The sequence below is a fragment of the Rhabdothermincola sp. genome (assembly GCF_036846205.1).
Taxonomy (GTDB): Bacteria; Actinomycetota; Acidimicrobiia; order Acidimicrobiales; family Acidimicrobilacustridaceae; genus Rhabdothermincola.
Map to the genome: position 1 here is coordinate 1 of NZ_DAIUCK010000104.1, position 10,831 is coordinate 10,831.

The 10,831-nt window shown below is 70.5% G+C and carries 10 protein-coding genes and 1 pseudogene; 5 read left to right on the forward strand and 6 right to left on the reverse strand.

The features are described 5' to 3' along the window. Positions 1-67: 67 nt before the first annotated feature. Positions 68-1,162 carry a glutamate 5-kinase gene (gene proB / locus V7004_RS13300; protein WP_334144560.1) on the forward strand — a complete coding sequence of 365 codons (1,095 nt, stop codon included), beginning with the start codon at positions 68-70 and terminating at the stop codon, positions 1,160-1,162. Between the two features lie 63 nt (positions 1,163-1,225). Here the strand turns inward: proB and V7004_RS13305 are convergent, their stop codons facing one another. Next, positions 1,226-3,349: a Calx-beta domain-containing protein gene (locus V7004_RS13305; protein ID WP_334144562.1), complete on the reverse strand. Its 2,124-nt coding sequence runs from the start codon at positions 3,347-3,349 to the stop codon at positions 1,226-1,228. A gap of 281 nt (positions 3,350-3,630) precedes the next feature. Between V7004_RS13305 and V7004_RS13310 the strand changes: the two genes are divergently transcribed. From V7004_RS13310 to V7004_RS13325, 4 genes are all read left to right on the forward strand, one after another. Then, positions 3,631-3,885, forward strand: coding sequence for a ribbon-helix-helix protein, CopG family (locus tag V7004_RS13310; protein WP_334144563.1), 255 nt, complete (start codon positions 3,631-3,633; stop codon positions 3,883-3,885). Beyond that, the gene (locus V7004_RS13315; protein WP_334144565.1) at positions 3,882-4,289 is read left to right on the forward strand and encodes a type II toxin-antitoxin system VapC family toxin; all 408 of its coding nucleotides are present in this window, start codon (positions 3,882-3,884) and stop codon (positions 4,287-4,289) included. The genes V7004_RS13310 and V7004_RS13315 overlap by 4 nt, the downstream gene beginning before the upstream one ends. A gap of 214 nt (positions 4,290-4,503) precedes the next feature. After that, positions 4,504-4,761: a ribbon-helix-helix protein, CopG family gene (locus tag V7004_RS13320; protein ID WP_334144566.1), complete on the forward strand. Its 258-nt coding sequence runs from the start codon at positions 4,504-4,506 to the stop codon at positions 4,759-4,761. Continuing rightward, positions 4,748-5,179: a type II toxin-antitoxin system VapC family toxin gene (locus V7004_RS13325; RefSeq protein ID WP_334144567.1), complete on the forward strand. Its 432-nt coding sequence runs from the start codon at positions 4,748-4,750 to the stop codon at positions 5,177-5,179. The genes V7004_RS13320 and V7004_RS13325 overlap by 14 nt, the downstream gene beginning before the upstream one ends. Before the next feature lie 116 nt (positions 5,180-5,295). Here V7004_RS13325 and V7004_RS13330 read toward each other — a convergent pair whose 3' ends face one another. From V7004_RS13330 to V7004_RS13350, 5 genes and pseudogenes are all read right to left on the reverse strand, one after another. Then, positions 5,296-6,129 carry a PspA/IM30 family protein gene (locus tag V7004_RS13330; protein WP_334144569.1) on the reverse strand — a complete coding sequence of 278 codons (834 nt, stop codon included), beginning with the start codon at positions 6,127-6,129 and terminating at the stop codon, positions 5,296-5,298. 9 nt (positions 6,130-6,138) lie between these two features. After that, a complete protein-coding gene (murJ, locus tag V7004_RS13335; protein WP_334144570.1) occupies positions 6,139-7,770 on the reverse strand; it encodes a murein biosynthesis integral membrane protein MurJ in 1,632 nt (543 codons plus the stop codon). Continuing rightward, positions 7,767-8,549, reverse strand: a complete 783-nt coding sequence (locus V7004_RS13340) for a hypothetical protein (RefSeq protein WP_334144571.1) — start codon at positions 8,547-8,549, stop codon at positions 7,767-7,769. The genes murJ and V7004_RS13340 overlap by 4 nt, the downstream gene beginning before the upstream one ends. Before the next feature lie 95 nt (positions 8,550-8,644). Further along, positions 8,645-10,459 carry a vWA domain-containing protein gene (locus V7004_RS13345; protein ID WP_334144572.1) on the reverse strand — a complete coding sequence of 605 codons (1,815 nt, stop codon included), beginning with the start codon at positions 10,457-10,459 and terminating at the stop codon, positions 8,645-8,647. After that, positions 10,456-10,831 (reverse strand): annotated as a pseudogene (locus V7004_RS13350) (hypothetical protein); the annotation flags it as partial. The gene V7004_RS13345 and the pseudogene V7004_RS13350, both read right to left, overlap by 4 nt.

Sequence of the window (10,831 nt, forward strand, 5' to 3'; positions counted from 1 at the left end):
GGCCCGGGAGGGCGACACGGTCCACATCGGGGAGCTGTCGTTCGACTTCGAGCCGGAGGGCTGAGCGGTGATCGTGGTGGCGAAGATCGGCACGTCGTCGATCACCGACGACGAGGGCGACATCGCCCGGGAGGCCATCCGCAAGCTGTGCGGGGAGGTGGCCGAGCTGCGGCGGGCCGGTCACCAGGTGGTGGTGGTGTCTTCGGGCGCGATCGCCGCGGGCCTGCCGGCGCTCGGTCTGGGAGGGTCGAAGCGGCCGCGGGACGCGGTGACGTTGCAGGCGGTGGCCGCGGTGGGCCAGAGCCGCCTGATGCAGGTGTACGGCGAGGAGCTGGGTGGGCACGGCGTGGTGGCCGGCCAGGTGCTGATCGCGCCGCTGGATTTCATGGAGCGCCGCCAGTACCTGCAGGCCCGGGGGACGCTGGCCCGGCTGCTGGAGCTGGGTGTGGTGCCGGTGGTGAACGAGAACGACGCCATCGCGGACGACGAGATCCGCTTCGGGGACAACGATCGGCTGGCTGCGCTGGTGGCCCACCTGGTGGACGCGGAGGTGTTGGTGCTGCTCACCGACACCCCGGGAGTGCTCACCGCCGATCCCCGCTTGGACTCGGATGCCTCGTTGATCGAGGAGATCGTGGAGGTCGACCACGAGCTGGAGGCGGTGGCCGGCGGCCCGGGGACGGTGCGGGGTAGCGGGGGCATGGCCACCAAGCTGGCGGCGGCGAAGATCGCTTCGTGGTCAGGGGTGCGCACCGTGATCGCCGATGCCCGCCGCGAGCACGTGCTGGCCGACGCGGTGGCGGGGGCGCCGGGTGTGGGCACGGTGGTGGTGCCCCACGATCGCAAGCTGGCGGCCCGCAAGCTGTGGATCGCCTTCGCGGTGGGTTCGTCAGGCACCCTGGTGGTGGACGAGGGGGCTCGGGCGGCGCTGCTCGGGGGCAAGGCGTCGTTGCTGGCGGCCGGGGTGCGGGCGGTGCACGGGGATTTCGACGAGGACGACGCGGTGGAGATCGCGTCGGCGGACGGGCGGGTGTTCGCCAAGGGCCTGGTGCGGGTCGACGCGGCCACCGCCAAGGAGATCGCCGGCCGCCGCAGCGCGGAGCTGCCCGAGGGCAGCCCCCGCCACGTCGTGCACCGCGACGACCTGGTGATGCTGCCTTGAGGTGATCGGGAACGTCGGTCCGAGCGTCGGCGGTCGGAGCCGGCCGGCTCGGCCGCAGGATCCTCAGCTTCGCAGCCGTGCCGTCCAGGTGGTGCGGTCGGTGGGGGCATTGCCGGTCGTGACCCGAACCCGCCAGAGCCGGGCATCACCATAGGTCGACTGGAAGTCCGAGGGGAGCAGGGTCCGCAGGCGTACGACCCGATCGTTGTACTTCCCCGTCCCCGTCCGGTACGGGCCGGGTTGAGGGTTCCATGGCACCCACACCGGCGGGTACGAGCACACGCTGGAGTCCGTACACAGCGCCTGGTTGCCCATCAGATCGAGCGACGTCGTGGGGGCGATGCTCGCCCAGCCCCCGGTGGGTGCTGCGTCCCCACCCGGGCAGACCCCGTCCACCGGGTCGGAACCGTCGTAGCAGAGCACCCGCCAGTCGAACGCCACCGGGTTGCCGGTGGGATCGAGGAGCTCGAGGGTGTTCGAGCCCTCGCCGAGGTCGAACAGGTCGATCTCGAGCACCTTGCCCTGATGGTCATGGGAGATCGAGGCGAGGTCGAACGTGGTGACGGCGTTGGGCATCATCAGGTACGCGCCGAGATGCTCGACGGCGAAGATGACCGGGCAGGTCTCGGCTGGCAGCGTCCCAGGTCGACCGTGGACCGGATCGCCCTGGTCGACGGAGCACGGCTCCCAGGTGCCGCCGCCCACGTTGGCTCGCAGGGCGAACGAGTTGGAGCCGTGCCGGGTGGTCGTATCCCCGGGGGTGTCGGTCAGGATCTGTACGTAGTACGTGCCGGGGGTGGGGTTGGCGATGCTGTAGAGCTGCCGCCAGCCGCCCCGGTAACCGCCGCTGGTGCTCGTCGATGGGGTGGCGCACGTCCCGCTGCTGTCCCCGCCCGCGATGGGGACCGTGCCGAGCACCGAGGCACCTGTGGGGTTCAGGCTGTCGTCGCTGCGGATCACGTAGATGGTCCGGAACACCGACGGGGCATCGATCGAGCTGGAGCTGCACGCCGCCGCGTCGTACGCCTCGATGGCGATCGGCCCGCCGCTGTAGCCCACCGGCACCTCGATCCCGTAGAAGTAGCCCCGGGGGTCGTACTCGGTGTTGTTCTGCACGATGCTGCTGGTCGTGCACCGGAACGTCCCGGAGCTACCGCCGACCGGGCGCGGGTTCGAGGTCTGCTGTGTGTAGTTCTGGGTGGTGCGGGCCATGATCCGGTCGCCGTTCTCCTTGCCGGAGCACTGCCCGCTGATCGCCAGCCACGACTTGGGGCGGTTGGCCAGCGTGTCGACCGAGGGTGGGAGGATGCCGGCCAGGTCACCGGTACCCAAGAAGTTCCTCACACCGCCCAGGTGTAGCGGCTCGATGACCGGAGCCGGCTCGTCGTCGACGATGGTCAGGGTGCCCGTGGGCCGCGACACCCCGACCGTTGCGCCACCCCCGATCACGGTCACGTCGGTGACCTCGACGTGCGCGGCCTCGTCGCCCTCGTACTGGCCGTCGCCGTAGACGACCAGGCTGGCGAGCGCTCTGGTCTTGCCGGGGTCGATCCGTGACGTGCGCGGCTTGGCCACGTCGCGGTAGTCCTCCCCCGCGGACGCGGTCGCCGGGGTGACCCTCCAGGTGATCCTGACGGCGTCGGGGAGTGGTTCTGACAGGGTGAACGGGACGGAGACCGTGGAGCTGCCCTCGTCGCCTTCGACGACCGCGACGTCGCCGACGCCGACAGCCGGTTCGCCAGGATCGTCGTCGACGATCGTGCCCCGTCCGGTCGAGCGCGGCCCGAGCACCGCGGGCCCTCCGACGACCTCCAGCAACGTGACCTCGATCTGCTCGTCGTCCTCGTCGAGCGTGTCGGGGAGCACACCGAGGGTGATCAGGGCGCTGGTACGGCCGGCGGCGATCTTCGTCGTCTTCGGCTTGGTGATCGCCCGGTAGTCGTCACCCGGGGTCGCGGTGACGGGTTGTGCGATCCACCGGACCACGACGTCGGCCGGCGCGGGTGCGGAGAGCGTCACCGGGAGCTTGAGTGCGAGCACCCTTCCCGCGTTCCCCTCCACGACCGAGGCGTCGCCGATCGCGACTCGAACGGTGGCGTCAGCGTGGCTCGCTGTCGGCTGCAGCAGAGTCAGGACGAGTGCCAGGACGGCTGCTCCGGCCGCGACTCGCTTGCCGGGGTTCCTCATGTGTGAATGGTACAGGTGGATCGCCGTGCTTGTCGTGGCGGCGTGGCCTGCTCTTCGAGGAGGGCGAAGGCAGCGGTGCTCCGTGTGTCCGAGCCGGGGAACCTGTCGGTGCATCATCCTCCGCGGGTGGGGGCTCACCGCGCGTACGTTGATGATGTGGTGGCCCTGTCTGTCAGGGTGAGGTGAGACATCGGCGGTAGCCGATCATCCCTACAGGGCGAGACGGCCATGCCATCGCAGGATCGTCGCTCGGTGTCCGCGACGGCGGATACGATGGCTTCATGTCGCTGACCGTCCAGTTGCCTGACGAGGCGTTGCGCCGCCTGCAGGCTGAAGCCGCCCGGCGGGGTGTGAGCGTCGACGAGGTGATCGCCGAGTTGGCCGGTCAGCTGCCCGGCGTGGAACCGGTCCGGAAGGCGCCCGGTCATCGGTTCAGCTTCATCGGCATCGGTGCTTCGGGTCGAGCAGATGGTTCGGAGCGCCACCGTGAGAGCAGCCGGGATGCCTACGCTGGCAAGTCGGCGGCTGAGGTGTGATCGTCGTTGGCACCGGTGTGCTGTTCGCCGCCGCTGATCGCTCCGATGCCCACCATGACCGCTGTTCGGAGTTCTTCGACGACACTCGCGAGGCATTGCTGGTACCGACCCCGGTCGTCATAGAGACGGCATGGCTCATCGGCAGCCGCCTCGGTGTCGACGCACAGGCCACGTTCCTCTCGATCGTATCCTCTGAGATCGACCGGGTTGATCTCACCGACGCCGATTGGCGTCCTGTCGCGGAGCTCGTCGCGTCCTATCGTGACCTGGATCTCGGCGTTGTCGACGCTGCTGTGGTCGCGGTGGCAGAACGGATGACGGCCAAGACGATCGCGACCGTCAATCCTCGGGACTTCCGCGTCGTGCGCCCAGCGCACTGCGACGCATTCGAGCTCGTCCCCTGACCCCGCTACCTCTCGGCGGGATCAGGCCGACCAGTCACCGAACTCGATTCATCACGGGTTCGAAAAGTGGCTCAGCGGCTCGATGAACCGCCCAGGGTCTGGAGGAGATTCGGGCTATCGGCTTCCAATGCACGACCCAGGTGTCCAGCCTGCCGGATCTCGTCGTCTGCCGGTCTGATGACAAGATGCATATGAGTGATGCTAAGATGTCACCGTGCGGACGACGATCCGGATCGACGATGATCTGTACCGCCGAGCCAAGGCCGACGCCGCGCGACGCGGCCAGACCGTCGGCGAGCTGATCGAGGACGCACTCCGGCTCGCGTTGCGCCGACCGGGCGGGGCCACCCGGGAGATCCCCGAGCTACCGATCTTCGGTGGCAGCGGCACGATGCCCGGCGTGGACCTCGCCGACAGTCGTTCCTTGCGCGACCTCATGGACGCGGATCGCGATCTCGATGCGCTGCGTTGACGTCAACGTCCTCGTCGACGCCCACCGCCCCGAGGCACCTCATCACGACACCGTGCGAGCGTGGCTCGACGCGGCGCGCCGGGGACGGGAGCCGCTCGGTGTGCCCGGTGTGGTCTCAGCGGGCTACCTGCGCGTCGTCACCCATCCCCGGGTGTTCCGCGAACCCACGCCGGTCGAGCTCGCCTTGCAGTTCCTCGATGCCCTGCACGCATCGCCGGCGGTGGTCACGGTCGATCCGGGCGAGCGACACCGGTCGATCTTCCAGGACCTCTGCCAGCGGCTCTCGTTGCGCGGCAACGACATCCCCGATGCCTACCTGGCGGCGATCGCCATCGAGCAGGGCGTGGTGTGGGTGACCTCCGACCGGGGGTTCGCTCGCTTCCCGGGCCTTCGACTGGAACACCCCGCCGACCGGTGACCCACCGGTGGCGGGCGATCGCGCCGCGGGCTCGCTCGACCGGGCGGTGGCGGGGATCTGCGCTTGAACCGTGATGGCAGGAGGACAGCCGCTGCCCTCATGCCATCACGGTGCCGTCACGAGCCTCCCGCTCCGGACTGCTCGACCGGGTCCGCCGCCGGCGCCGGAGCAGCCGCCTCGGCCTGCTGGAGCTGCTCGGCCTCCTTCAACAGCTCCTCGCCGCTCGCCGGCGCCAGACCCAGCTCGGCGCGGATCTGCGCCAGGCGGGCTTGCGCCTCGGTGTTCAGCGACGCCTGCTCCACCTCCAGCATGCGAGCCTCGACCGACTCGCCGGTCAGCTCCGCCATGCCCTTCGCCTTCGCGTAGCGGGCCTCGATCTTCTGTTGCACCTCGGCGAAGGTGGGCACGTCCTGGCCGACGGTCTCGCTGAGCGTGGCCATGGCCTTGTTCATCTCTTCCTGCATCTTCGCCTGGTCGAGCTGCGAGAGCAGCTTCTGGCGCTCCGCCAGCTTCTTCTGCAGCGCCGCCGCGTTCTGCTGCACCGCCGCTTTGGCCTGCTCGGACGCCTGCGTGGCCCCGAGCACCAGCGTCTTGGTGTCCTCCACCTCGCGCTCCACCGCGATCAGCCGGTTGGCGAAGGACTCCGCGGCCTGCGTGTACTCGGCGGCCTTCTTCTCGTCACCGGCCCGGCGGGCCTCCTCGGCCATCAGCACCGCCTGGCGAGCGTTGGCGTTCAACCGCTCGAACTCCTCCATCGAGCGGTTGAGCCGCATCTCGGCCTGCTTCTGGTTGGCGATGACGTTCGCCGCCTGCTCCTTCAGCCGACGGTGCTGCTCCTGGGCTTCGGTGATGGCCTGCTCGAGCTGCACCTTGGGGTCGGCCTTCTCGTTGAAGGCCAGGTTGAGCTTGGCGGTGAGGTACTTCCACCAGCGCTTCAGAGACTTGAACATGGATCAAGCCTAGGGCATGGTCGTCGAGTCGGGCCTGGCGCCGATCCGGGCGCCGAGCGCCCGCAACGCCCGGAGGTCGTCGGAGCGCACCAGCGCCAGCACCCCCAGATAGGTGAGCGCCCCGGCGGCTCCCCCTACCAACGCCTGGGTCACGTACTCCCCGCTGCCGCCCGGGGTCACCACCCGGGTCACCACGACCATCACCGCGACCATGGACGCCGCCGCCACGCCCTGACGGACCACCGCCGCCCACAGCCCGTCGACGCCCACCGGGCCGGCCCGCCGGGCGAGCACGGCCAGTGCCGCGACCGCGGCGGCGCTGTACGCCAGGGCGAACGCCGCGATCACCCCCGGCAACCCGAACCTGCGCACCAGCACGACCGCCAGCCCCACCTGCAGCACGTTCTCGCACAGGTTCAGCAGGAACGGGCTACGGGTGTCGCGAAAGGCATAGAAGCCGCGCATCGTGTAGAGGAACACCGCGAACCCCGGCAGGCCGGCGGCGAACCACACCAGCGCCGAGGCCGTCAGCTCGGTCGACGCTTCGGTGAACGAACCCCGCTGGAGCAGGAACCCCACGATCGGGGTGGCCAGCACCAGGTAAGCCGCCGCCGCGGGCAGGATCACCAGCAAGCCCAGGCGGAGACCCTGCGCGAACCGGGACCGGAACGCCGGCAGGTCGCCGCGGCTGGCGTGCGTCGCCAGCTCGGGGGTGAAGGTGGTCATGATCGACACCGTGAACAGCCCGTAGGGGAGCTGCACGAACAGCCACGCGTACGTGTAGGCGGACACCGCGCCCTCGCCGGTGCCGTTCGCCAAGGTCAGCACCGCGAAGAACACCACCTGGTTCGCGGCGACGTAGCCGAGCGTCCAACCCGACAGGCGGGCCACGGTCGACACCGCCGGGTTGCGCCAGTCGGGGTTCCAGCGCAGCCGGATGCCCGCCCGGCGCATCGCCGGCCACAGCACCAGCGTCATGGCCACGATGCCCGCGGTGGTGCCGATCCCCACCAGCACCAGCAGCCCCGTGTCGTCGCGCACCTGCTCGAGGGTCGGCTTCCCGCCCGCCAGGCGAGGCAACGCCAGGAACAGCGCGATCACCACCACGTTGTTGAGCACCGGGGCGAACGCCGGCACGGCGAAGGAGCGTCGGGCGTTCAACAGCGCGGTCCACAACGTGGTCAGGCCGTAGAAGAGCACCTGGGGCATGAACATCACCAGCAGCGGCACGGCCAGCGACGCCTGGCGCTGCGCCTCCTCGGCGGGCAGGTCCACGGTGTAGAGGCGGATGATCAGCGGTGAGGCCGCGGTGGCCAGCACGGTCACCGCCACGAGGGCGACGGTGACGACGGTGGCCAGAGCGTCCACCCCCGAACGGTCGCCGTGCTCGTTGCGGTCCACGATGACCGGCACCAGCGTCGCCGCCAGGATCCCGCCAAGTACCAGGTCGTAGACCACGTTCGGGGTGGTGTTGGCCAGGTTGTACGCGTCGGCGAGCACCCGGGTGCCGAGCGCGTAGGCGATGGCCATGATGCGCAGCAGCCCGGTCACCCGGCTGAGCCCCGTGCCCGCCGCCACCAGCACGCTGGAGCGCAGCAGGCCACTCGACGAGCCGGCCCGGTCGGGGTCGTGGTCGCTCACGCCGACCCGGGCGCGGCGAGTCCCTGCCCCCCGCCCGCCTCATCGGTCTCGGCCAGCCCCAGCCGGAGCGCCTCCAGCTCGTTGACCAGCGAGTCGACGTCCTGGCCGAGCCCACCCAGCTCGTCCACCCGCTCGGCCCGCGCCGACAGCTCGATCGCCCGGGTCACCGCTTCGTCCAGGCGAGCGTCGAGCAGCCGCAGCCGGGCCCGGGTCTGCTCGATCACCTCGTCCATCCGGCGAGCGGTGTCGATCTGGGCCTCCAGCGCCTGGATGGTCTCGTCGAGCGTGCGGTCCGCCTGGCGGCTGCGGTTGCGGGTGTCGTGCAGCTCGACGAGCTGCGCGCCGGCCTGGGCGACGTCGATGCTGCGGCGGGCGTCGGTGAGCGCCTGGCCGGCCCTCGCGATCCGCCAGGACTCCTCGACCCCCGTGCCCAGCCGCTCGCCGATCTCCGCCAGCCGATCCCGCAGCGGCCCGCCCCGGGCCTGGCGAACCGCCTGCGCGAACTGGTTGCGGGACTGGAGGGCCTCGCGGACGAACTGGCGCCACGGGTCCTGGAGGGTGAAGGGGTCGATGCGCTCCGGGCGCGGGTTGCGGGGCACGGCCGCCGCCACCCGAGCCGCCCACGCGGCCGCGCCCAGCGCCGCGGCCCCGGCCGCGGGAAGTCCCACCAGGATCCCCGCGGCCACCCCGGCACCCGCCAGCAGGATGCCCGCGGGGGAGGTCATCGCCCGGGCCACCGGCGGGGTGAAGAAGCGGTCGCGCAGCTTCAGGCGGGCCATACGACGAAGACGTTAGGGCGTGGGTGCCCGGCGGCGGCGCAGAGCCGGTCCGGCCAGCGGCCCGGCGCCGGCCCGGCCAGCGGCGCTGCGCGCACTCAGAAGTTGCTGACGACCGCGGTGAAGACCTTGTTGATGCTCTTCGGGTCGCTCGCGTTGTACGCGGCGGCGTTGGTCGCCTCGGCGATCTGCTTGAGCACGCTCAGGTCGGCGTCGGTGCCGTAGGCGATGGTGAACACCCGGATCGGGCGCCCCAGCTCACCCTGGCTCAGTCGCCGCAGCTCGCTCACGGTCCGCTCGAGCTGCGCGGCGTCGTCGGTGACGTTGCCGTCGTCGTTCTTGCCGTCGGTGAGCAGCACCACCGCGTTGATCAGGCTCGGGTCGTACTGGTCGTACATCGTCCGGAACGAGTCGAGGACCACGTCGTAGAGCGGGGTGCCGTTGGTGGGGAAGAGGCCCTCGATGCGTTGCCGCAGCGCCCGCTCGTTCTGGGACATCGGCCCGATCGGCACCAGGTCGTTCCAGAACGCCGTGCCGTCCCCGAGACCGGTGGAGAACTCCCGCAGGCCTACCAGGTCGCTGCTCTTGAACTCCTCCAGCGAGCCGAGCGCGGCCGCTTTCGCCAGGTCCAGCTTGGTGTCAGCGGTGTCGCGGGTGGCGCGGTCCTTCATCGAGCCCGACACGTCGACCACCAGCAGTACCCGAGCGCCCTTGCGTTGCTCGCCCCAGCGGCGGAGCAGCTCCACCATCACCGCGGGCTGCGGGGTCTGCAGCAGGGTCTGCGGCTGGTTCGGGTCGACCCCGTTGCTGGCCACGATCGGCGCCTCGATCGGCACCTCGGGGTTGCCCGGCCGGAAGTTGTACTCCAGCACCCGCCGCTGGTTCTCCGGCTGCTGGACGAAGTCCTGGAAGGCCTTGGCCCCCTCGCGGTGGGCGTCGGTGACCCAGGGGGCGTCGAGGATGAAGAACGGGTTGTCCGAGTAGAGGGTGCCTTCCTTCGGGTAGATGGCCACCAGCGGCACCCGCGGGGGTCGCAGCTCCTCACCGGGATCGAGCACCCCGTCGGGGTTGCCGGCGTTGTAGTCGATGACCGACTTCTCCTCGACCGCGGCGGCCGAGACGTACTGCAGCCCGGTGCCCTCCTGGTCGGCCCGGTACCAGTTGTTGAGGAAGGTGAGCGTGGTGTCGCCGTAGTGCACCACCGACGACTCCACCGAGCTGTTGAACGCCACCACGTCCCGGGTGGCGAGATCCTCGACGGTGAGGTCCCGGGTCTTGCCGGTGGCGGCGTAGTTCTGTGCGATCAGCGCGGACAGCCCGCTGGTGGAGAAGTTGGGGTTGGTCTTGCCCAGCTTGAACGGTCCCCACTCGGGGTGTCCGTAGGCGGCCCAGCCCTGTGCGCTGCGGGCGAGCTGGAGGATGTCGGACCAGCCGATCGGCGTGTCGGGCCAGCCCAGCGCCTCCGCCATCGGCCGGGGCATGGCGATCACCAACGGCGTGTTCATGAACGGCGTGCCCTGGTTGGCCATCGGCGGCTGGCCCGCTTCGGCCCGCCGCTGGTCGAGGATCGCGCCCCAGGCGCTCGACGCCGGCGACCACACCACCGGCAGCGGCCCGTCGCTCTTCTCGTTCCAGCCGTTGGCCAGGGCCTGCATCGCCGCACCCGATGCCTTGCTCTTCGGGTTGACGAAGATGCAGGTGTCGCCGACCTTGGTCTTGGACTGGTTGAAGGTCTGCGCCAGGCTCGTGAGCAGGTCGATCTTCTCGGGGGAGACCGCCATGTCGATCACCAGGCAGTCCCCGGGGTTGCCGAGTCCGTTGGCGGCCTGGTTGGTGGACGTGGTCGACGCGCACGACGCCGCGAGCAGCGCCACCATCGCGAGCCCGATCAGCCGGCGCAGGGTTCCGCTCACCGGATGACCTCGATCCAGAGGGTGCGCAGGGCCTGGAGCACGCCGGGCCGGGGCAGCCCGCTGTCGGGAGGCAGAGGCGGCTCGCCGGGGCCTCCGGCGGGCGACTGCCCATCGACCCGCCAGCCTTGACCCGTCAAAGCGTCGGCGGCGTCACGTGATTCGACCAACCTGCGCAACCGCGCCTCCCCGTCCGATCCGGCCACCGGCGCCAGCACGACGTCCGCGGTGGACAGCGGAGAAGGGTAGATGATCGAGAGCTGGTCGTTGACGCGGCTGCGAGCGATGGGTCCCGCGGCCGCGGCCTCGGTGGTCGCGGCCACGTCGAAGGTGGCGGGGCCCTTGGACAGCATCTCCTCGAGCGGGGTGCGAGGT

Excerpts from the sequence above, each read along its gene's own strand:
- V7004_RS13305 (WP_334144562.1), bottom strand. The coding sequence starts at position 3,349 with ATGAGGAACCCCGGCAAGCGAGTCGCGGCCGGAGCAGCCGTCCTGGCA.
- V7004_RS13310 (WP_334144563.1), top strand. The coding sequence starts at position 3,631 with ATGTCGCTGACCGTCCAGTTGCCTGACGAGGCGTTGCGCCGCCTGCAG.
- V7004_RS13325 (WP_334144567.1), top strand. The coding sequence starts at position 4,748 with ATGCGCTGCGTTGACGTCAACGTCCTCGTCGACGCCCACCGCCCCGAG.
- V7004_RS13330 (WP_334144569.1), bottom strand. The coding sequence starts at position 6,129 with ATGTTCAAGTCTCTGAAGCGCTGGTGGAAGTACCTCACCGCCAAGCTC.
- V7004_RS13340 (WP_334144571.1), bottom strand. The coding sequence starts at position 8,549 with ATGGCCCGCCTGAAGCTGCGCGACCGCTTCTTCACCCCGCCGGTGGCC.